We start from the raw sequence: 22,139 nt of genomic DNA, 5'->3' as shown, positions 1-22,139 counted from the left end.
TCCTATTCGGCCGCGTTGGCGGCGTTCTGGATGGAAAGGAGCGTGTTGCCGATCGTTCTGTCCGACGTGCCGGAAGGTAGGATCGACGTTTCGCCTTGAGCGCCCGCGCCGATGGCACAGTCCGGCCACGCCTCGCGCGGCACCTTCATCTCTGTCAGGATGACGGGATCGCAGCTGTAGGGATTGGCCCTGGTATCGGCCTTCAGGGCCTTGGCCGTTTCCGACGCCTTTGAAACCTGTATCTGCAGGCGCGCCTGCAGCAGCTCGTTGAAGAGTGTTCGGGCGGTGGTCAGGTTGGTCAGCAGTTCGGCATTGAGCGCGCGGGCCTGCGTGTTGTCGTCCCAGGCGTCCTGATAGATATCCGAAGCGCCGACGGTGGCTGAGAGCGCATCGATACGGCGCCCTGCGTCCCGGGCGCGCGCCGTCGCTGCATCGATCCCAGAAACACCGTGCTCGACGGCCCGGGCTGCCGCACTGTTGGAGCTGCGGGTGGCGCCTGAGCCGTAGTCGACATAGGACTTGAACGCCGGAGAGGGAATGTCGTTGATATCAGAGCCCCCGGCATAGGCATTGAACCAGGCGTGGTTCCGTCCGACCTTACCGGCCCAATTGCGCTGCTCGTCGGGCGTTGAGCCGTTGTACCACGAGGCAAGGCAGCCATAATCCGTGCTGCCACACTTGTTGACCCCGAGCCCCAGATATTTGACGCCGCCCTCGATATTCTCCTCGTTGATATCACGGTCGAAGCCCATGCCCCTGCCGGTCCGCTCGGTCAGCTGCATCACGCCCTTGACGCCGGTCGGCGAGCCAGAGCACGTGGAGATACCGGACTCCGCGTGCGCTACGGAAAGGGCAAGGCCCACGGGCACATTGTGCTTTTGCGCATAGTGCCGGATCAACGCGACGTTCCTGGCATCCTCCTCCACTGCCTGCGCGGGCGAGCGATAGAGGCGCCGGTTCTTCTCTTTGCGGGAAATGTTGCAGTTCGTGACCGTCTGCCCCTCAAGCCGGTCGGCTTGAGCCTCCGTATCCTTGCGGGAATGCGCTTCATCCTCCGCGCGCTTTTCCTGGACGTCGTCGTCGCTCACGGGAATATCGGCCAAGGCTGCGGGTGCCGTGGCGGCTGCCACCATGACCGCGAGAAGGAGGTTCACTCGATTACGCATTGCCGGTCCCCGTGATGTCCCATCCGCAGAAATGGGGCAGCCAGGCGACCGGGTCTTCGCCGTGCACCTCCCGTAGCGCCTGGCATTCGCGTACGGTCTCGGGGCGCCCCGACAGGACCTTCACGAGATCCGGCATTGCCGAGAGGTCGAGGCGGGCAATGACCGAGTCCTGCGCATGCTTGATCAGGAAGGTTCGGCTCGCCTTGTCGGCCTGCTTGACGAAACGGAACTCCTTCTCGGAAAGACCAAAGGCTTTGCGGTAGCTGTCCTCGTCCGCCGCGGCATTGGGGAAGAAGATGTTGGTCATCGTCTGTTCGATGACCGTGTTACGGAGGTCCGACCGCACGACGTCAGCGGCCGACTGCGTGCCGAAGCCGACGATGCCGTTCATCTTGCGGATGGTCTTGAGCCAATCCTTGATGAAGGAGGAGAAGACATCGTCGTCGAGGAGCCGCCAGCCTTCATCGAGAAAGATCATCGACGGCCGGCCATCAAGGATCTCCTGGATGCGATGGAACATGTAGAGAAGGGCTGCCGAGCGCGTGCGTTTGTCCGACAGGATCTCGGTCATGTCGAAGCCGATCACCGCGCTGGCAAAATCAATCCTGTCCGTCGGATTGTTGAAGAGCCAGCCCTTGTCCCCGGTCGTCCATTCCTTCAGCCGGTCGGCAAGGTCGCCGATGCTGGATCGCATTCGCCCGCGCAGGGCCTCGGCCAGCATGTCGAGGCGGCGCTGCGGGCGTTCGAAATCCGTGTAGATGCTGTCGACGGCATCGGAGATGACGGCCATCTCCTCGACATTGAGCACCCGGTCTGACGGGGTGAGGAGGTAGGAGACCAGCGTCTTGCCGAAACTGCGGTTGGACGGCGTATCGTCAAGCTGCAGCGGCGCAAAGCCCGTCGGCTCGCCCGGCGACAACCGTTCGTATCGCCCGCCCATGGCGCGCACGAAGATCTCGCCGCCGCGGTCCTTGTCGATGAAGACGCAGCGCGGCCGCGGCTCCACGCGCATGCCCTGCGCCAGGAGGAACGAAAGCGCCACCGTCTTGCCCGAGCCGGTCGGGCCGATCACCGTGAAATTGCCGACGTCGGCCTCGTGGAAATTAAAGAAATACGCCGTCTGGCTGGTGGTCTCCAGGAGCGAGATCGGCAGCCCCCAATGGACCTTGTGCGTTTGCCCGGACGGAAAGTTGTGCGCGGAGAACAGCCCGGCGAAGTTGACGGACGAAATCAGCCCCTGGCGCGCGATATAGGCGAAGTTCGCCGGCAGCTGCGCCCACCAGGCCGCTTCCTGATTGAGGTCTTCGCGAACGGCGACGATGCCCATGCGCGCGAGTTCCGCTGTCACATCCGCAACGGCGCGGTTGAGGCGGGACAGATCGCGCTCGAGCACGGCCACCGTCATATGGTGCTTGCCGAACACGACCTCGCCCGAGGCCAGCCGGTCGCGCGCCGTCTCGATATCGTCTTCCACGGCGGTCCCGCCATCGTCGGAGTTGCTGATCTGCCGGCTGATCGTCGCGATCGCCTCCGTCACCGTCGTGCGATCCTCGGGGGCGAAGGAGTGCGTGAGAATGAACTCGTAGGGAAGGCGCAGCAGCCCGTCGAGTTGGCCGGGCGTCGTCATGGGAGGGTATTCTTTGATCGAGACCATGGCTGCGACCTTCGAACGCGCGCCGTCCGCCGACCAGATTTCCGCCGCCTTGCGGCCGAACAGGATCCGGCCGGTGCCGACATAGTCGGCGAGCGACATGCGGGGCAGGGGCATCGCGCGCGGGTCGCCGGCGGCGAGGACCTTGGCGAAGAACTCGGCCGGTTCCGAATAGAACCCTCCGTCGCGCGTAACGCAGGAGAGCACCTCAGGCCGATAGGATCGGAAATCGCCGACGATACCCGCGACCATGTCATTGAGGTCCCGCAGGGCCTCATCCCGCGCTTCGGCACCGGCATCGGCCTTGCGGAAGGCGTCGAAGATCCGATCGACCTTGCCCGCCCGGCCGGTCATCGGCCGCCGGATGACGGTGAGATACAGCTCGTTGACGAACATCGTCCTGTGCTTCAGCCCGGCCATGTAGCGGGCATTCAACTCCGCGGCGAAGGGGTTATCGAAGTCGCCTTCGATGTCAGGCACGATCTGGCGGCGGATGATCGTCGCATAGAGCGCGAAGCGCGATGATCCCAGCGAACGGACCGTCATGTTGCGGTTAGCCAGACGGGCATTGATCTCCGCCTGATCCATCGTCTGGTAGGGCAGACCCGACAGCCGGATCACCTGCAGCAGCAGGCCCGCCTTGGTGACGATGGTCTCCTCGTCGACATGCCGGAGGTAGGGGACGTGGGTGCCGATCCGCAGGTCCCGCCCACGCTCCCGGCCGAACTTCAGGTCGTGATTGACGATGCTCATGGGGCGTAACTCACGGCTTTCCAGAAGCGTCTGTTGCGGACCGCCCGCCGCATGGACAGGCTCACCTGCGCGACGCGGACGATGTGGATGTCCCGCTGGCAAAGGTAGAGCCCGACGAAATGGATGGGCAGGACGACCAGCGGCGCGAGGAAGTTCGAGGATGCGATGAAGACGACGATCCCGAAGATGCCGTTCACCACGAACACCATGATGTCGACCCCGAAATACATCGGCGGCCGGGTTAGCGGCTGGATGAGCGGTTCGACATCCGGCGCATCGTCGCGCATGTCAGACACCCCCTGCGGCCTTCATGGCATCGACCAGTTCCGCCGCGCCGAAGATCATCGCGATGCCGATCACGATGGAGATCGCGCCCTGCCAGGCCATGCGCCCGGTCAGGAACAGGAAGCCGAGGAAGCAGACGGCGATGATGGCGAGCGAGCGCGCGACGCTGCCTTGGAGGACGCCGACGAACCATTCGAGAATGCCCTCGACGGGGGCGGCCGACTGCGCATAGGCGAGCTCCGGAACAAGCGCGACGGAGGTCGAAAGCACAACCAGTGAGAGGATCAGCTTTCCGCGGGCGCGCGACGGGACGGGGGAGATGCTCATGCGTATGTCCTTCAGTTTGGAGCAAGGAGAGGGGGGAGGGTGGCGCTACTCGGCGGTCCAGACGTGCTGGTCACGCCAGGGTGAGGAGGCGAGGGCGACCGCGTCCTCGCGGGCGAGGCGGTTTCTGCCGCGCTTTTCCGCAGCTGCCGCCGCCTTGGCGTTCAGCGACCAGCGGTTCATGACCTTTGCGATGTAAAGGGTGGTTTCGTTGAACTCCGGGATGCCGCCCTTCTCATAGACGCGCGCGGGACCGGCATTGTAGGCGGCGAGCATCAGCAGCGGATCGTCGAACTCGGCGTAGAGCTTCTTGATGTAACGGACACCGGCGCGAATGTTGGATTCCGGGTCGCAGCGATCGGCAACGCCATAGTCCGAAGCGGTTTCCGGCATCAGCTGCATGATGCCGACGGCGCCGGCCTCGGAGACCTGCTGCTTGCCGCCAGCGCTCTCGACCTCTGCCACGGCGAGCGCCAGAGCCGGGTCCAACTCCTCTTCTTTCGCAATGGCTTCGATCATTTCGGAAACGCGGTCGGCCTCGACAGGGGCGCAGGCATTCGCGGTCGTGGCCGAGAGAAGAACGAGGGCTGCGGAGAGGTGCGTTTTCAAAGCGTATTCCCGGTTGATGCTTGATGCGAATAAACTATAATTTATTCGCCGGGTAAGTTCGTGTCAACAAGGGAAACGGCTGAATGACCATGAGAGTACAACCTGTAATTAAAGCGACCGTCACGCTGCTTCTCGGGCTGATGATCACCGCGTCTGCGGCGGAGGGGGAAGATCCCTATGCGGAGCCGCCGCCGCGGTATCTGCGCCAGTTCGCTGCCGAAGGCGCCAAGATATTCGTTCTCGAACGCTTTGACGCCGACGGAAATCTGGCCGCGCGCACGGTGGAAAGGCTCACCAGAGATGCGATCATCGATGGCCCGATCGAGCGCGGGCTCGCGGGCTGGCGGATAAGGCTGCGCGGCTTGAGCCCGTGTCCCGCGGATTCCGTAGTCTATAACCGCATGCAGGTGTGGCGATGCGCTGACGCGGCGCAAGACTATGCCGGCTCCATCTACAACCGGCGTGCCAGCGTTGTTCTCTGCAAGACCCTCGTTCTCGATGAAGATCGTGATCAGGCCCTGCCGGCCTCCTGTTTCCTGCTGGTCGGCGGCGAGGGGGAGCCGCTTCGGACGGTCTACGATGACGACAGCATGGTGTTCCTGGGCCTCGCGACGATTGCTCGAACGCCGGATGGCCGTTCCCGGCGCCCGGACCTGGAGGCCTCGCAGGCCCTGTCGCGATCGATGGGGTTCCAGAATGCGGATTGAGATGTCGATGCTCCTCATGCTGTTATCTTCTTGGCCGGCGGCCGCGGACGGAGGGGCGGTGTCCTTTCCGGCCGCCGTCCAGTTCGAGACGGGTGACACCTGGACCCATGAGGGCGCGAAATTCAGGCTGTTCGGCGTGCAGGCGTGCCTCCGGGACACGCGGTACAGGCTGCCTGGCGGCGAGGATGGCGATTGCGGGCTGCGCTCCATCGGCGCATTGGCGGCGCTGTTTTCCACGAACACGATTGCGTGCCAGCCGGTCGGAGCGGCAAAGGACGGGGCCACCTTCGTCGTCTGCGCGGCCCAGGTGGGCGGCGCGGCCGTCGATGTTGGCACCGCATTGATTTCCTCCGGGTTCGCCTTTGCCGCGGTCCTGCCGTCTGGCGCGGCGGTGCTGCCGGCCTACGCCGTTGCCGAGGGCGTGGCGAAAGAGGATGGCACTGGTCTTTGGGCGGGACAGTTTGTCCATCCAAGCGCGCTCCTGCTCCGCGGGGAACAGTCAGAGGTCCCTGAGGTCGAGTTCGAGGGCTTCGAGGATGGCGGCGATCTCCATCACGGTCAGCGTCTCCCAGGCGCCGCTGTGGAGTAGCTTCAGACGCTCCAGAGGGAGGCCAGTTTGGTCAGCCAGATCCCCAAGACACCTGTTCTTTTGCGTCACTTGATCGGCAAGTGCCATCACGAGCTCGGATGCGGTTTGGATCGTCATGACCCCTCCTCGATCTGTCTCCTGCGCCTTGGCTAGTGGAATGCTTCGGCGCTTCCTCGGCTGCCGTATAACGCCCAGCTTCAGCGGCCGTAGGCAGGTTCTATGGACAACCGTTGCGGGAAGGATAGATTGCGGCCTGTGCACATTCCAAGCGCGGAACGCGTCGAAAGAGGAAACTATACTTTAAACTTTTATGAAGCTCGGAGACACAGGCATGCCCGGGGAAGCGCGGAAGACGCAGTTGGAGGGCGAGCGGGCCGCGAAACGTGCAGAATGCGGCTCCAAATCACTTTTGAATTGCAGAACTGGAAGCTCCAGTTCGTCGGCGACGAGAATTTGGCGATGGCCGTCCGGTTGCCGTTTCCGACGCTTCATGTAGAATCTCCAACGACTTAGACTTCTCTGCCATTACTATTGCCCTTCGGAATAACCGCCCTGTCCATGATGAAGACCTCTCTCGATCATATCCCGCCCCGCAAGCAGCGGGAACTGGCGCGTGTTCTCGAAATCCTGCACGAGGAGTTCGAGGATGCGCTGAAGGAAGGGACGGCAGACTTCAAGAAGCGCGGGCGCATTCTCAAGATTATCCTGTTCGGCTCTTACGCGAAGGGCGGCTGGGTCGACGAGCCGTTCACGATGAAGGGCTACCGGTCGGATTTCGATCTGCTGGTCATCGTCAACCACCGAAAGCTCTGCGATTTCGCGGCGTTCTGGCACAAGGCCGAGGATAGGCTGAACCGAGATCCTCTGATCGATACACCTGTCAAATTTATTGTTCATTCCAGACGCGAGGTGAATTCTTCTCTGAAGGAGGGGAGGTACTTCTTTTCCGAAATTCGCAAGGACGGCGTCGTTCTCTATGAACTCGACGATGAGCCGTTGGCGGAGCCTGGCGTCCTTTCGCCGGCGGATAGATTGCGGATTGCGAAGGAGTACTTTGACGATAGGTTCGAACTCGCCGAGACCTTTATGAAAGGAAGCCGCTTCTACGCGGCCAACGGGAATCTTCGTGTCGCTGCCTTCGAATTGCATCAAGCGCTTGAACAAGCTTATTCGTGCGTATTGTTAACGCTGACGAACTATGCGCCACCATCGCACAACGTCAAATTCCTCCGCTCATTGGCCGAAGAACAAGATCGCCGGCTGACTGACGCATTTCCCCGCGATCAGCATCGCGAGCGAGCTTGGTTCAATATATTGGGCGAAGCCTATGTGAAGGCTCGATATTCAAAGCACTTCCAAATCAGCGCTGAGGCGCTTGCGTGGCTTGGAGAGCGCGCCAGTCTCCTGCTTGAACTGGTGAAAGATGCCTGCCTCGACCATTTGAGCGCTCTCAAGCGGGAAGCGAGCTAAATCTGCGGAGGCCCACCTTCATCGCAGCCGGATTATAGTCGTACGTTCTCTATTCTACAGCGTCCATTCCTTTAGGGGTTACTGGGAGTAGAATTTAAAGTACTCGTCGCACAAAAAGTCCAATGGGGTGATGCATTTCTCCGGAGCTCTACTTCACTTCCGATAAGGATTACTTATCGGAAGTAAGAGGCACAACTACTATCCATACGCAGTGAGGAACTCTAACTTTCAGATAGAGTTCCTGTAAGAAATCATTTACCATGATTTCAATGACTTACGATTTCGGAAAGTTGCCAATATCGACTCTGATTGGCCCCGCTTTTGAAGCGGGCATCGTGCTGGCGCGTCTCGACGAGCGCATCGCCCGTTCGCCGGTCGGGCCGGGGTGGATCGAACGCATGCACTTTGGCGATGCCTGCGCCTCGCTGTGGATCGACGGTGAACTTGTTCACCTCGAAGACCTCGTGCTCCACGACGATATCAGAGATATTCGCACACCCACCCATGAGTTGACAATCGCCCGCGACGTGCTGCGCACACGCCGGCGCATCGCCACCCAACAGCCCAGCTGGGCTTTTTCCACCGACGGGCTTCGGACGCTGCGGCAGACCTCGGAGATCATGCCGGCCGACGCTGACGCGGCGGAGGCGGCCGGCGCCAAGCAGCCTGTCGGTGTCGAGCCGATAGGGGAGGGGGACGATGCATACTGTGGCGAAAATCTTCCCGGCGTCGACTATGCCGCCATCGATGCGGTACTCGCCCGATCGGAGGCGGCGATTAAGAACGCCACGCGGCCCGGCCGCACCACCAGTGGTCGGGGCGCAGAAAAAGACCCGATGATCTACGATCTCGACTGGGATGAGGACGCGCGGCTGGAGGAATGGCGGGGTGTTTTGCGACAGGCGCAGGACTTGCCGGCGGTGCTCCAGGCGATTGTCGCCCTCGATGCTTGGAACGAGATTGCGGTGTTGCAGCATGCGCCCTGGCTCGGCCGACTGCTGGCTGCCTCGATCCTGCGCCAGGCCGGCGCCACCGGAGCCCACTTGGCGGCGATCAATCTCGGCCTGAAAACCATCCCCGTCGATCGACGCCGTCATCGTCACCGGGAAACCCGGTTGCTCGCCATCGCCCACGGCCTGATCGTGGCCGCCGAGTTCGGGATGAAAGAGCATGACCGGCTGGCATTGGCCCGAACCATGATGGAACGTAAATTGTCGGGAAGGCGAACGTCTTCAAAACTGCCGGAGCTGCTCGAGTGTTGATTGCCACTGAGAACTGACCCGGCATAGCCCGATATTTCCATTGAGAATTGACCCATGTTTCAACCGTCCCTCGCGAGTTTTAAGCGGGGGCTGTGGAGTGATCGACATGGCGTTACTGAGCGTGATCCGGCGCTGGCATCTTCGAGAGCATCTATCGATCCGAGAGATATGTCGCCGGACTGGCCTTTCGCGGAACACGGTCCGCAAATACCTGCGCCTTGATGGCGGGGAGCCGAAGTTTAAGGTGCCGGAGCGACCGAGCAAGCTCGATCCGTTTGCAGATCGGCTGTCGGCATGGATGAAGACGGAATCGAAGAAGGGCCGCAAGCAGAAGCGGACGATCAAGCAACTGCATGCCGATCTGGTCGGCCTCGGTTATGAGGGCTCTTATAATCGGGTTGCAGCCTTTGCCCGAGAGTGGAAGGCGGACAGGCAGAGGGAACTTCAGACCACAGGACGCGGCACGTTCGTGCCTCTGGCCTTCGAACCGGGCGAAGCGTTCCAATTCGATTGGTCGGAGGACTGGGCCATCATCGGCAATGAGCGCACCAAGCTGCAGGTCGCGCATACGAAGCTGAGCTACAGCCGCGCCTTCATCGTGAGAGCCTATCTCCTCCAGACGCACGAGATGCTGTTCGATGCCCACAACCATGCCTTCCGCGTCTTTGGCGGCATTCCTGGCCGTGGCATCTACGACAATATGCGCACGGCGATCGACAAGGTTGGTCGCGGGAAGGATCGCGACGTCAACGTGCGCTTCATGGCGATGGCCAGTCACTATGTGTTCGAACCCGAGTTCTGCAATCCGGCGTCCGGTTGGGAGAAAGGACAGGTCGAGAAGAACGTTCAGGATGCCCGTCATCGTCTCTGGCAGCCCACGCCGCGCTTTCCGTCGCTGGAAGCGTTGAACGTCTGGCTGGAGCAGCGCTGCAAGGAATTGTGGGCGAATACCCCGCACGGACAGATGCGCGGCACCATCGCCGACATCTGGGCTGAGGAGGCTTTGGCATTGATGCCTGTCTCCCGGCCGTTCGATGGCTTCGTCGAGTATACCAAGCGCGTCACGCCGACCTGCCTCGTTCATCTGGAGCGCAATCGCTACAGCGTTCCTGCCTCCTTCGCCAATCGGCCGGTGAGCCTGCGGGTCTATCCGGATCGTGTCGTTGTCGCCGCGGAGGGCCAGATCGTCTGCGAGCATCGCCGGGTCATCGATCGCTCTCATGACCGACCGGGACAGACCATCTACGACTGGCGGCATTATCTGGCGGTGGTGCAACGCAAGCCGGGCGCTCTTCGCAATGGTGCACCCTTTGCCGAACTGCCCGATGCGTTCCGAGCCTTGCAGCAGTACCTCCTGAAGAAGCCGGGTGGTGACCGCGAGATGGTCGATATCCTGGCCCTTGTTCTCCAGCACGACGAACAGGCCGTGCTATCGGCGGTCGACATGGCGCTGAAGTCCGGCGTCCCCACGAAGACGCACGTGCTGAACCTGCTGCATCGCCTCGTCGACGGCAAATCCTTCACACCACCGACCATCGACGCGCCTCAGGCCCTGACGCTCACCAACGAGCCGAAGGCCAATGTCGAACGCTACGATGCGCTCAGAAAGACGGAGGTTCGCCATGCGTCATAATCCAGCAAGTGGCGCTGTCGTCATCATGTTGCGGCAACTGAAGATGCACGGCATGGCCCAGGCCGTCGGCGAACTCACCGAACAGGGATCGCCAGCGTTTGAGGCCGCCATCCCGATCCTGTCGCAGCTTCTCAAGGCCGAGACGGCGGAACGTGAAGTGCGATCGACCGCCTACCAGCTCAAGACGGCACGCTTTCCAGCCTATCGTGACCTGAACGGCTTCGACTTCGCCAGCAGCGAGGTCAACGAGGCGCTGGTGCGTCAGCTTCATCGCTGCGACTTCCTCGGCGACGCCAACAACATCGTCCTCGTCGGCGGTCCCGGCACGGGCAAGACGCATATCGCCACAGCGATCGGTGTCCAGGCTATCGAGCATCATCACAAGCGGGTTCGGTTCTTCTCGACCGTGGAGCTGGTCAACGCGCTCGAGCAAGAAAAGGCACAAGGGCGTTCCGGCCAGATCGCCAACCGCCTGGCACACTCCGATCTCGTCATCCTCGACGAACTCGGTTACCTGCCGTTCAGCGCTTCAGGCGGGGCGCTGCTCTTCCATCTGTTAAGCAAGCTCTACGAGCACACGAGCGTCATCATCACGACCAACCTGAGCTTCAGCGAATGGGCCAGCGTCTTCGGCGATGCCAAGATGACCACCGCGCTGCTCGACCGCTTGACCCACCATTGCCACATCCTCGAAACCGGAAACGACAGCTTCCGCTTCAAGAATAGTTCGGCTCATGAGCCCAAAATGACGAAGGAGAAAAGGAAGAGCTTGACCGCAACCATCGACCCGAACGACATCTAATAAACGGGTCAATTCTCGGTGGAAATGCCGGGTCAGTTCTCAGTGGCAATCAACACCGAGACCGATGCAGGCCACGCCCGCCAGCTTCAGGATGACCGCTACCTTCTGTCTTCGCGGCTCGCTCTGCAATCTCATCTTAAGCGGACGCGAGTCCGCCGTTATCTCATCCCCGGCTCTACTCACCATTCGTCAAAGCACCTTTTGTCGCAATTCGAAGGTTACGTCTTCAACCGTGGTAGAAATCATCGGCGGACTAGACGCGCCGCCGCCGGGATCAGCTAGTGAACCGCCCGGGCTTTACCGGAGACCGTTTGGTTTAGGTTATACAACTATGGCTGGCGCGTCCAGCTTGGGTGACCGCCTTAGCGCAGGTCGCGCTTGGACAAGCTTTTGCGGTCCCGCAAGTTGTCCTTCCCTCGTGACTTGTCCGCGAATGCCCCGGGCGGATACCAGTAACCGTCGCTGTGACGGCGGTATCCCTTGCGCCGTTCCTTTACGCCCTGGTGGCCGTTCAGAATGTGTCGCCCGGGCTTCTTCTTCTGGACCAACTGGGTTGCGTGCTGTGTCGGGGATTCTGATCTGGCGGATTGTGAGTTTGCTGTTGTTATCCCGCCAACAACGGTCATGATGGTGGTAAGGAAGATGATGATTTTTTTCATTGTGAACTCCTGGTATTTTGCGGGACGTCCGGTAGAAGCGCCGCCGTCCGAGTGTAAAGCTGACATCTGCTGGGTGCATGGCCGCTGTTGCAAGCGCCCATGCTAATTGGACGAGGGGGCCTTGTGTGGCCGATGGAACCGCGCCCTGAGCCAAACCAGAACGTCATCGAGGAAGGTGAAGACGACGGGGATGACCAAGAGGCTAAGGAAGGTCGAGGTGATGAGGCCGCCGATCACCACGATGCCCATAGGCTGCCGGAAACTTGAGTCACCCGACACGAGGCTTAGCGCTGCCGGCAACATGCCCCCGCCCATGGCAATGGTCGTCATGACGATGGGCCGTGCGCGCTTGTGGCAGGCATCGACGAGCGCATCATAACGCGACATCCCAGCGCGGCGTGCTTCGATTGCGTATTCGACCAGCAGGATTGAATTTTTCGAGACGATACCCATCAGGAGCAGCAGGCCGATAACCGCGGGCATCGAAAAGCTGGTACCGGTTAGGACCAGCGGCAGCATCGCCCCGCCAAGTGCCAAAGGCAAGGCCATCAGAATGGTGATCGGCTGAAGGAAGTCATGGAAGAGCAGCACAAGTACCGCGTAGACGCAGAAGATGCCGATTGCCATTGCCGTTCCGAAACTGCTGAACAGTTCGCTCTGGCGCTTGAGTTCGCCCTGCTCGACGAATTTCACGCCCTGCGGCAGATTTTTGTAGCTCGGCAATTGGGCCGCCTCGTTCGTCACCTCCGAAAGGTTCCTGCCGTTCAGTTCGACGGTCAGCGAGACGTTGCGCGAGCGGTCGAGCCGGTCAATCTGGCTGGGGCTGGACCCCATTGATATGTCGGCGATGGCGCCCAGTGCCACATTGCCGTTTCTGCCCTCGACCGGGATGAGCGAGATGGCCTCGAGCGACTGTCGGCTGGCGGTGTCGAGCATGACCCTTATGGCGACCTGACGCTCAGGCAAGTTGAGCTTTGACAGTGCCGAATCGTAAGCGCCTGCCGTCGCAACCCGGATAGCCTCGGCGATCGCCTTGGAGGTCACACCCAAAGACGCAGCCTCCGCCAGATCGGGCGTGATGGTGATTTCGGGCGACTGCATTGCCGCCGACGACGTGACGTTGCCAATACCGGGCAGCGTGCGCAAGTCGGCCTCGAGCCGCGTCGCTGCTTGTTCCAGGAGCGTGGAATCGTCGCCCGCCAATGTCAGCGTGAGCTGCGTGCCATTGCCGCCTGAACCGATCTCGATACGGACACCTGGCAGCGCTTCTAGCGCTTTACGCAAGTCCGCCTCGATCTGCGACTGCTTTACATCGCGCTCATCGAGCGGCGCAAGATTGACGATGATCGTGGCACTGTTGGTGCTGGAGGTCGAAGTACTATTCGGGCCACCGGTGGACGCAGTGCCCGTGGCCTGGAAAACAGATGTGACATGGTCGACGCTGGCGATAATGGTGGCGGCCTTTTGCGCGGCTTCATCAGTGGCCTCGATCGTTGAGCTCGGCGGGGTCGTGATTGATACCTTGGTCTGGCTGTCATCGGATGCGGGAAAGAACCCGGTCGACAGATTGCTCAAAAGCAGAACCGAAAAAGCCAGGAATGCGACTGTTCCCAACACCGGTATCCAGCGGCGGCGAAGCGCGCCCTTGACGGCCCAAAGGTAACGCCGCATCAAGCGGCCGTCCTCTTCATGGGTTTTTCCACTCGCCTTCATCAGGTAGGCCGCCATCATGGGGGTCACCAGGCGCGCGACCAGCAAAGAGGCGAGAACGGCGACTGAGGCTGTGATACCAAACTGCTTGAAAATGATGCCGGGAATGCCTCCCATGAATGCTGTCGGCAGAAACACGGCGACCAATGTGAAAGTGGTGGCGATCACCGCCAGACCGATTTCGTCTGCCGCCTCCATCGCAGCGTCGAATGGGTTCTTGCCCATGTTGAGATGTCGCTCGATGTTTTCCACTTCAACGATCGCATCATCGACGAGAATTCCCACCACCAGTGACAGCGCCAAAAGCGTGATCGTGTTCAACGCATAGCCGAGCATGTACATTACGAGAAATGTCGGAATAATCGACAACGGTAAGGCAATGGCGGCCAAAAGGGTTGCCCGCCAGTCGCGCAGGAATAGCCAGACCACGAAGACCGCTATCACCGCGCCCTCATAGATCATGTGCATCGACGATTCGTAGTTCTCTTCGATCGGGACGATCGTGTTGTAGGCTTCCTCGATCGTCACGCTCGGATTAGCGGCGGCAAATGTCTTCATTGCATCGCGGATATTGTCGGTAACGGCGACGTCCGAATAACCCTTGGAGCGCTTGATCTGCGCGGCGATCACCGGCTTGCCGTTGATATAGGCCAACGAGCTGAGGTCGCTGTGTGAATCTGTCACCGTGCCGAGTTCGTCGAGGCGAACCCAGCTTCCTGTCGGAAGCGGTATTGGGGTTGCGCTGACCTCTTCTGCGCTGTGGGCGGCAGCCAGGGTTCGGACGCTCTGGCTTTCACCACCGATGCGCCCCTTGCCGCCCGACAGATCTGATTGTACGGCCTCAAGCTGTGAGTTGATGTCGTTTGCGGTCAATCCGAGGCCGTCGAGCAGATTGGGGTTGAGCTCAACCCGAACCTCTCGATCAATGCCGCCGAGCCGCCCGACCTCGCCGACACCATCCACCGCCATGAGAGCCCGGGACAGGTCGTTGTCTATGAACCAGGATAGTTCCGCATCATCTAGCCGGTCGGATCGCACTACATAGGTAATCAGCGGTGAGGAGTTCAACGACTGCTTGGAAACCGTTGGTGCATTCATCTCTTCCGGCAGGTCTTCCTTTGCCTGGTCGACGGCGCTTTTCACCTCGTCCAAGGCGTCCTGCGTATCCTTGCCGATCTCGAAGGCAACGGAGATGCTGACGGAGCCGTCGGTGATCGTCGTCGTCACAGAATCAAGCTGCGAAAGGCCTGTCAGCTTGTCCTCGATCTTGCGCGCCACCTCGGTCTCAAGCTGAGAAGCTGCCGCCCCGTCGAGCGATGCACTGATCTCAATCGTCGGAAGATCCATATCCGGAAAATTCTGGATATTGAGGCGGTTGAATGCCCACAGGCCACAGGCCGTCATCAGGACGAACAAAAGGATCGGCGGAACGGGATTGCGGATCGACCAGGAAGAGAAATTCATTTCGCCGCCTCCGAAGCGGCTGCCTCGGCGCCATCGACGACCCGCACCACCGAACCGTCCGCCAGGAATGCGCCGCCCGAAACCACCACGACCTCGGCCTTATCGAGCCCGGACAGGATCTCGACACGATTGTCTTGCCGGCGGCCGGTCTCAACCCGCTTGCGCGTCACTGTCGGCTGGTCTTTCGCATTGAGGAGGAAGACGTACGAAAATCCGTCCCTCATGGTGACTGCGGTCGCTGGGACCGTCAGCGCGTCTGTCGGGTCAAACTCAAAATTGCCGCTGACGAGAATGCCGGTCTTGGGCTGCGGTATTCCTTCGGTCGGCTTCAGGGCGACATAAACGATCGCCCGACCGTTGGTGGTCGATGTCGTCGGCGATACCAACCTTACCTCACCACGCACTTCGCCTAGCGGCGTTGGAATGACCGCTCTTGTGCCCTCCTTGATTTCTCTCAGTCGCTTAACCGGCAGTTCTGCCTGCCATTCGATCCGGTTCTGGCGGATCAGTTTGAACAGCTCGTCGCCTGCCGTCACCACCTTGCCAAGCGACGCGGAACGTTCCGAGATCACGCCGTCGTCGTTTGCATAGACCTTCGTGCGGCCGAGGGTGAGCTGCGCCGAGACCAGTGCGGCCTGTGACGAGGCGAGGGCCGCTTTGGCCTTTCGTTCCGCAATCAGATATTCCGTCGTTTTCTGGCTGGATATTGCCCCGGAGCCCGCTAGCCCGCGGGCACGGTTGGCATTTGCGGTCGCCTCTTCGAGATCGGCCTCAGCCTGCTCGACACTTGCCTGCTGTTGCTCGAGTTCCGCCTGAGCGGTTTCAGCTGCAAACTGCACCAGCAAATCGCCCTTTTTCACTGCCGTCCCGACATCGGCCTTGACGTCGATGATCCGCAATCCGCTGACTTCAGCGGCGATTACGGCTTCATGCCACGCAGCAAGGCGGCCGCTTGCGGGAATGAGCACCGGCCACCTGGAGATCTGCGGTTTGGTCACGGTCACGGTGAGTGCGGCCGCACCGGCCGTTGCTTGCGTGTCCTCCTGCGCCCACACAGGCGGGGCAAGGGCCAGACCAGCAATGCAGGCGATCGTCATCGTCGCCAAAGCACATGAGTATCTGCGCATCAGTTCATTCCCTTTGCAGAGGCCAGCACGCCGGTCGGCTCGTGCGACCCGCGAGCAAGCTCACGGCGGTGAGGGCCGATAGAGAGGATGGAAAGATGGTGCGCATAAAAGCAGAGCCGCCCTTCAGTGGAGGCCGCACTATAGGGATCGCTGTGTTAATGTCGGTCAAGACCGTGTTAAGTTAGGTAAAACTGCTGTCTTCGCAGCCCCAAGGCCGTAATGCTGAACTCAGCGGATGAGCGAGAACCGGGTATGACGAAGGTACTTTTGATCGATGACGACACTGAGCTGACCAACCTGCTCGGCGAATATTTGACCGAAGAAGGTTTTTCGGTCGAGACAACGGTGGATGGTCGTGTCGGAGTGGCCGAGGCCATGTCGGCTTCGGCCGACTTGATCGTGCTGGACATCATGATGCCACGGGTGAACGGCATTGAGGTGCTGCGCAAGATCCGTCAGGTGAGCGATGTGCCGGTGCTGATGCTGACAGCGCGGGGAGACGATGTCGACCGCATCGCCGGCCTCAATCTCGGCGCCGACGACTATGTGTCAAAGCCATGCTCGCCGGGTGAGCTGTCAGCCCGCATCCGCGCTATCCTGCGTCGGTCCGGCCGGACAGAGCGCGACGGCACCTTCAACGAGATCCGGGCCGGCGAACTTGTCCTCCATCCGTCGAGCCGGAAGGCCGAGTGGCTGGCCGCTCCCCTGGAACTGACGGGCACCGAGTTCTGTCTACTCGAAGTGCTCGCCCGCTCCGCGGGCCAACTCGTCTCCAAGCAGGAAATCTCGTTACGTGCCTTCGGCAAACCGCTGACCGCCTTCGATCGCCGGATAGACGTCCATATCAGCAGCATCCGCCAGAAACTTGGGGCACGTGCCGATGGCCAGCCTTGGATCCAGGCTGTACGCGGCCGCGGCTACCAGTTGCTGGAAGACTAGCCATGCGTCGTCTGTTCTGGAAATTCTTTACCGTTGTCTGGCTGGCCATGGCAGGATCGATCGCGATCGTGTTCGCGATCAGCAGTCTGTTTCCGTCGCCGTTCGAAGAAGAGGTCGCCAATCGCGAGCTTTCTCTGACGCTGGCGACTGTTTCCCAGACGTTGCAGGCCAATGGGGTCGACGCGGCAGAAAGGCTGGTGGCTGCTGTGCGTCGAACCGGTCGCGACACCTCGGTCACGATCACCGCGCTCGGACCAGCCATCGACTGTGCAGCGCAGGATGGTGATTTGCTTGTTCAAAACGCCGTGCACAACGGCGAATGCTATCGAATGGAGATAGCCGGCCCTAGGGCAAGCATGGTGTTAAAGACCTGGTGGCGAGCGGTTCCATGGCTGGCGGCCTTGCTTGCTGCCGCCGGCGCCGCCTATTGGCTCGCCCGCCACTTCATTACCCCTGTCGAGCAGATCCGCCACGGACTCCGCTCGCTGGCCCAAGGCAAACTCGACGTACGTATCGCCCATACGATCGGTGCCAAGCGAGACGAAATCACCTCGCTTGCGCATGATATGGACATCACGGCTGCCCGGCTCGAGGAGCTCCAGACAGCCCAGCAGCAGCTGTTTCACGACGTGTCGCATGAACTGCGCTCACCCCTGTCTCGGCTGCAGGCCGCCATCGGCGTGCTACAGCAAAACCCGGCGAGGCTGTCGGCGATGGTTGAGCGCATGGGCGGCGAGGTCGAGCGGCTCGACACTTTGGTCGGTGAAATCCTGACCCTGGCGAGGTTGTCGGATCGCGGTACCCCTCGGTTCGAGCGACAGACCCTCGATATTATCGATCTTCTCCGGGAGATCATAGAGGATGCCGGTTTTGAGGGGCAGGCGCGCGACATCAGCGTTTACTACGAGGGTGTCGACAGCTTCGTGGCCTCAGTCAACGGAGAGCTAATTTACCGCGCGCTCGAAAATGTCGTTCGTAATGCGATCACCCACACCGGACCCGGTACTGTGGTCCGCGTTGCCTCAAAGGTCGTGGACCGAGAACTGGTCGTTACCATCGACGACGATGGACAGGGCGTGCCGGCTGCGGAGCTGGAAATGATCTTCAAACCGTTCTCACAGAGTTCGACCGTCACCACACGCTCCGGCTTCGGCCTCGGCCTTGCCATCGCCCGCCGGGCCGCCGAATGGCATGGCGGCGCCGCATCGGCGGAAAACAGGGATGCTGGAGGGTTTCGCGTAATCATCACACTGCCGGCCCATTATGTAGGTCCTTGATGGGTTGTGATCCAGGCTTGCGTTGAGCTTGATCGTGCATGATCAGACAGCGCGGTTGTGTCTACAAAGACGGTCTGCTTCTGCGCTAATAAGCGATCCGTGTACCAAGGCCATCCACCACTTAGACCCTAAACCATCGTCGTTCGCCGGAGCTGCAAGTCCCATAATTCTGCACGGCACACAGGTGTCTAGCAGCTGACCAACCAGCGAGCTAGCCAAAGAATTGGAAGCCAACGGTTCGATTCCTTTCAAGGCGATCGAGCCAACATCCCACCTTGCCCGCTATCCTAGCGTCGGTTATACTGTTTTTCAAAAACAGTATAACGATGGAATCCAGCTTATGAAGTCTATTGACCTCATGTACCAGACGATGCTTGCCGAGCTAGGTCAACGCTCGCTCGACGCCGCTTGGACGGCCGATTTCCCTCCGGAGGGTCGGTTCACCCCCGCAAACATCAAGGGGCGCAAGTATTGGTACTTCGACATCCCGGATGGACACGGTGGTACGAAACGTCGTTACGTCGGTCCTGCCGACGATCCGGATATATCGCAGCGCGTCGCTGATCATAAGCGGGACAAGGACGATTTACGCGCTCGCAGGCGCTTGGTAAATACCCTGACCCGCGAAGGCGGGATGATCGCCCCTGACGCCATGTCGGGTGACATCGTCGAGGCCCTTGCCGGCGGCGGTCTCTTTCGACTCCGGGGTGTTCTCATCGGCACGGTGGCCTTCCAGTGCTATTCAGGACTGCTGGGCGTCCGCCTTCCCATGGCTGCGATCCTGACCGGCGATGCGGACATCGCCCAGGATTATGCCATCAGCCGGGAGGTTGAAGACAGCCTGCCTCCGATCATTGAACTGCTGCAGGGCGTCGACGCCAGCTTCCGGCCAGTTCCCCATCGATCAGGATCCGCGGCCTCGTCGGCGTTCCAGAATGCCGACGGCTACAGGGTTGAATTCCTGACGTCGAACCGTGGTTCGGACGACTACATCGACCAGCCGGCGAAGATGCCCGCCCTCGGCGGTGCCAGCGCGGATCCGCTGCGCTTTCTCGACTTCCTCATCAGGGATCCAGTCAGAACGATGCTGCTCCACCGAAGCGGTGTCCCAGTCGTCGTCCCTGATCCGTCCCGGTATGCGGTCCACAAGCTCATCGTCGCCAGCCGTCGACACACTGACGGGCATGGGTCGGCGAAGCGAGAAAAGGACATTCGTCAAGCTGCGCTGCTCTTTGAAGCCCTGCAGCAGACGAGGCGATCCGCCGACCTGGCGCTGGTCTACAACGAAGCTTGGGAGCGCGGACCTGCGTGGCAGGAAGGTATACGAACCGGGGCGGGAATGCTGCCGGCACAAGATGCCGAGCGGTTCAAGATGGCCCTGATCGAGGGAGCAAAGAAGAACCGCGAAGAAATTGAACTTCCATTTGGAGAATAGGCTGTCGTCCGCTTCCAAAGCCAAGGAGTTGACTTGATTCAATGTGGCTAAGACAAACACGGTGTCGAGAGTTCGATTCCGCTCAAGGCGGGCGGTAAAGCCAAGTCATAGACAAGGATGTGAAGCAGGCAACCTCCCTGACAGGGCAAGCGGAGCCAGTTAAGTCGGATCCAGTTCTGGCGCTTGACCGCGAGATCCTGCAACTTCGGTCTCAATTGGCGGTGAAGCTTCAGCTTCAGAATGAGTAACTGAGGCAGATGCTCAGCCGCTTGAACCGAAGTGAGATCGCGTCCCAAGGAATCTGCGGCACTTTACATGTCGCTACCACTCGATCGGCGAACCATCATAGGCGATGAAGTCTCCAGTGCGTGGAGGGGTGAGAGCGTCCAGCATCTCGAGTATGGGTTCATGGCGGGTCGATCATGCTCCCGGCTGACGGCCAGCGTCACGCGCTGGGGTCTCCGTCAGCTTTGATGACATGATTTTTATTTAGCATAATCGACTAGCAGAGGCTGCGGTGTTGATTGCCAAAGGCGGTCGTCCTCCACTCTCAGAGCGTCCATCAAATCGCTCTGCAGCCTTCTCCTATATTTGTGTTTTGGAGAAAGGATTTCAGTCCCGATACGTGGCATTGTGAAGTATCGTCGTCGCAACGGTGGCAGTTATCGCGCTGCCGCTTCCAGCGCTGCGGTCACGAAGGAGCGAAAGGCAATGAAAGAGCTGATATTTCCCGCCCTTTTAGGGCGTTCCCTTTCTACTCCCGCCGCGGAAAGGTTCTCAAATGTCGCGTCGCGTTGAGAAGGGTTCGTGTTTCTGCGGGACGATTGTCGCTGAAGCGGAGGGGGAACCGTTCTGGATCAACTACGACCACGATGACGATTGCAGGAAAGCACTTGGCAGTCCCTTGACGATCTGGATCGGCTATCACTGCAAGCAGGTGAACTTTATCTCCGGAATACCCACATCCTTTTCCAAGACATCCGGGGTTCAGCGCACCTTCTGCGCCAAATGTGGCTCATCGATCGCGTACATGGATGACGGTCTCAAGGACGAAATCTGGTTGACCATCGGCTTTATGGATCACCCGGAGCGTTATGAACCTATGGCGCACGGCTTTTGGCCTATGAAGCTTCCCTGGATTAAGTTTGGGGACCACTTGCCGCGCGCCGAGAGCTACACGCGGCGACGAGATCGTGCAATCGGCTATCCATCGGGCAGAAAGAACGATTGATGCTCGACTTATCGGAAGCTCAGGGTACTATTCAGACAAACTGCGCCACGGACGGATTCCAATCCGTGGCATTGTGAAGTGCCGTCGTCGCTGTTGCCTCAGTCATCGCGCTCCCGGTTTCAGGGCCGCGGCCAGTACGTCGGTCAAACCGCGTCCAGCGCTGCCATCCTCGTCGAGGCGCGGATTATAAATGGTCACTTCGATACCGACCGCCTTGCCAGTCGCCATAGCCGTTCGCACCACAGTCCCCAGTTCGCCCCAGGACAACCCGCCGGGCACACGGAAATCAACCGCTGGCATGATTGCGTCATCAAGGCAGTCGGCATCCACATGGATGAAAAAGCCTTCGAGCTCTGTGCGGCTCAGATGTTCGAGCGCTTCGCGCATCGCGGCCTCCACGCCCAGCTCGCGCACCGCGGGTAGATCAAGGACTTTGAGTTCCTTTGGCAGAGGTTGGCTCCCATAGTCTTCCTGATCCTTGTGATCCCGGTACGCGAAGGCGACGACGTCCTCCGAACGCACCAGCGGCCCGCGGCCCTCGATGTTGGTCAGGAGCGTCGGCCCATGTCCGGTCGCGAGGGCAAGATCCATCGACGCCCCCTCGCCGTTGGGTTCGGCCTCGGGCTGGAAAAAGTCGGCATTACCGTCGACAAAGAGCAGGCCGTAACGGCCGCGGCGCTTGAGCGCGAGCATCGAGCCCAGCAGGATCGTGCAATCGCCGCCGAGGACGACTGGAAACTCGCCCGCATCGAGCAGCGGCTCCATCGCGTCAGCAAGCATGGGCGACCAGCTTGCGATAGCTTCGGCATTCAGAATTCCGGTCTCGGGATCAGGCGTCGGTTGTCTGGGCGGCACGGCCAGGCGACCGGCGTGTCGTGCACGGATCCGATCCGCGAAACCGAACTGCAGGAGGCGTTGGGGCAGTCGCTCCACCCCTTCGGTCGCCAGCCCCAGTGTGGAAGGTGCTTCCAGGAGAGCATATGAAAAGGTCGACATCTTTGACTCCGGTGGTTGCGTGAGGCCCCACAATTTTTGGAACGATCTAC

Annotated in this window: 19 protein-coding genes; 10 read left to right on the top strand and 9 right to left on the bottom strand. The window is 60.5% G+C overall.

From position 1 onward, the window contains the following. Positions 1-2: 2 nt before the first annotated feature. The 5 genes from Q9316_RS24560 to Q9316_RS24540 are packed head-to-tail and all read right to left on the bottom strand — an operon-like array spanning position 3 to position 4,788. On the bottom strand, positions 3-1,166 hold the full coding sequence (locus tag Q9316_RS24560; protein WP_306035905.1) for a transglycosylase SLT domain-containing protein: 1,164 nt from the start codon (positions 1,164-1,166) through the stop codon (positions 3-5). Then, positions 1,159-3,570 carry a VirB4 family type IV secretion/conjugal transfer ATPase gene (locus Q9316_RS24555; RefSeq protein WP_306035904.1) on the bottom strand — a complete coding sequence of 804 codons (2,412 nt, stop codon included), beginning with the start codon at positions 3,568-3,570 and terminating at the stop codon, positions 1,159-1,161. The genes Q9316_RS24560 and Q9316_RS24555 overlap by 8 nt, the downstream gene beginning before the upstream one ends. Further along, the gene (locus Q9316_RS24550) at positions 3,567-3,857 is read right to left on the bottom strand and encodes a type IV secretion system protein VirB3 (protein WP_306035903.1); all 291 of its coding nucleotides are present in this window, start codon (positions 3,855-3,857) and stop codon (positions 3,567-3,569) included. Before Q9316_RS24550 ends, Q9316_RS24555 begins: the two co-directional genes overlap by 4 nt. Before the next feature lies 1 nt (position 3,858). Next, the gene (locus tag Q9316_RS24545; RefSeq protein ID WP_306035902.1) at positions 3,859-4,182 is read right to left on the bottom strand and encodes a TrbC/VirB2 family protein; all 324 of its coding nucleotides are present in this window, start codon (positions 4,180-4,182) and stop codon (positions 3,859-3,861) included. Between the two features lie 45 nt (positions 4,183-4,227). Then, positions 4,228-4,788, bottom strand: a complete 561-nt coding sequence (locus Q9316_RS24540; protein ID WP_306035901.1) for a lytic transglycosylase domain-containing protein — start codon at positions 4,786-4,788, stop codon at positions 4,228-4,230. Positions 4,789-4,871: 83 nt separating this feature from the next. Here Q9316_RS24540 and Q9316_RS24535 point away from each other — a divergent pair, with 83 nt between their 5' ends. From Q9316_RS24535 to istB, 6 genes are all read left to right on the top strand, one after another. Beyond that, the gene (locus Q9316_RS24535; protein ID WP_306035900.1) at positions 4,872-5,495 is read left to right on the top strand and encodes a hypothetical protein; all 624 of its coding nucleotides are present in this window, start codon (positions 4,872-4,874) and stop codon (positions 5,493-5,495) included. A gap of 1 nt (position 5,496) precedes the next feature. After that, positions 5,497-6,084 (top strand): thermonuclease family protein, encoded by a 588-nt coding sequence (locus Q9316_RS24530; protein WP_306035899.1) that lies wholly within the window; start codon positions 5,497-5,499, stop codon positions 6,082-6,084. A gap of 558 nt (positions 6,085-6,642) precedes the next feature. Beyond that, positions 6,643-7,554, top strand: a complete 912-nt coding sequence (locus Q9316_RS24525; RefSeq protein ID WP_371878056.1) for a nucleotidyltransferase and HEPN domain-containing protein — start codon at positions 6,643-6,645, stop codon at positions 7,552-7,554. A gap of 260 nt (positions 7,555-7,814) precedes the next feature. After that, positions 7,815-8,816: an RHE_PE00001 family protein gene (locus Q9316_RS24520; RefSeq protein WP_306035898.1), complete on the top strand. Its 1,002-nt coding sequence runs from the start codon at positions 7,815-7,817 to the stop codon at positions 8,814-8,816. A 106-nt stretch (positions 8,817-8,922) separates the two neighbouring features. Next, complete coding sequence (gene istA / locus Q9316_RS24515; protein ID WP_306036359.1) at positions 8,923-10,449, top strand: IS21 family transposase; 1,527 nt, start codon at positions 8,923-8,925, stop codon at positions 10,447-10,449. After that, positions 10,439-11,251, top strand: coding sequence for an IS21-like element helper ATPase IstB (gene istB / locus Q9316_RS24510; RefSeq protein WP_306031938.1), 813 nt, complete (start codon positions 10,439-10,441; stop codon positions 11,249-11,251). Before istA ends, istB begins: the two co-directional genes overlap by 11 nt. 362 nt (positions 11,252-11,613) lie before the next feature. On the opposite strand, the gene Q9316_RS24505 is transcribed toward istB, so the two are convergent. The 3 genes from Q9316_RS24505 to Q9316_RS24495 form a co-directional block, all read right to left on the bottom strand. Continuing rightward, positions 11,614-11,910, bottom strand: a complete 297-nt coding sequence (locus Q9316_RS24505; protein WP_306035897.1) for a hypothetical protein — start codon at positions 11,908-11,910, stop codon at positions 11,614-11,616. A gap of 102 nt (positions 11,911-12,012) precedes the next feature. Further along, on the bottom strand, positions 12,013-15,084 hold the full coding sequence (locus Q9316_RS24500) for an efflux RND transporter permease subunit (RefSeq protein ID WP_306035896.1): 3,072 nt from the start codon (positions 15,082-15,084) through the stop codon (positions 12,013-12,015). Then, positions 15,081-16,211 (bottom strand): efflux RND transporter periplasmic adaptor subunit, encoded by a 1,131-nt coding sequence (locus Q9316_RS24495; protein WP_371878054.1) that lies wholly within the window; start codon positions 16,209-16,211, stop codon positions 15,081-15,083. Before Q9316_RS24495 ends, Q9316_RS24500 begins: the two co-directional genes overlap by 4 nt. 252 nt (positions 16,212-16,463) lie before the next feature. Here Q9316_RS24495 and Q9316_RS24490 point away from each other — a divergent pair, with 252 nt between their 5' ends. The 4 genes from Q9316_RS24490 (at position 16,464) to Q9316_RS24475 (ending at position 21,093) form a co-directional block, all read left to right on the top strand. Further along, positions 16,464-17,150 carry a response regulator gene (locus Q9316_RS24490; protein WP_306035895.1) on the top strand — a complete coding sequence of 229 codons (687 nt, stop codon included), beginning with the start codon at positions 16,464-16,466 and terminating at the stop codon, positions 17,148-17,150. 2 nt (positions 17,151-17,152) lie between these two features. Continuing rightward, positions 17,153-18,427: a HAMP domain-containing sensor histidine kinase gene (locus tag Q9316_RS24485; RefSeq protein ID WP_306035894.1), complete on the top strand. Its 1,275-nt coding sequence runs from the start codon at positions 17,153-17,155 to the stop codon at positions 18,425-18,427. A gap of 340 nt (positions 18,428-18,767) precedes the next feature. Next, entirely contained in the window at positions 18,768-19,862 is a 1,095-nt protein-coding gene (locus tag Q9316_RS24480; protein WP_306035893.1) for a nucleotidyltransferase family protein, read from the top strand. 781 nt (positions 19,863-20,643) lie between these two features. Continuing rightward, positions 20,644-21,093: a GFA family protein gene (locus Q9316_RS24475; RefSeq protein ID WP_306035892.1), complete on the top strand. Its 450-nt coding sequence runs from the start codon at positions 20,644-20,646 to the stop codon at positions 21,091-21,093. A gap of 102 nt (positions 21,094-21,195) precedes the next feature. Here the strand turns inward: Q9316_RS24475 and Q9316_RS24470 are convergent, their stop codons facing one another. Next, complete coding sequence (locus tag Q9316_RS24470) at positions 21,196-22,089, bottom strand: arginase family protein (protein ID WP_306035891.1); 894 nt, start codon at positions 22,087-22,089, stop codon at positions 21,196-21,198. Positions 22,090-22,139 lie beyond the last annotated feature (50 nt).

It is taken from the genome of Shinella zoogloeoides (assembly GCF_030733845.1).
GTDB classification, from domain to species: domain Bacteria; phylum Pseudomonadota; class Alphaproteobacteria; order Rhizobiales; family Rhizobiaceae; genus Shinella; species Shinella zoogloeoides_C.
Note: the sequence above shows the minus strand (reverse complement) of the source record. Positions and strands in the feature narration are given on the sequence as shown.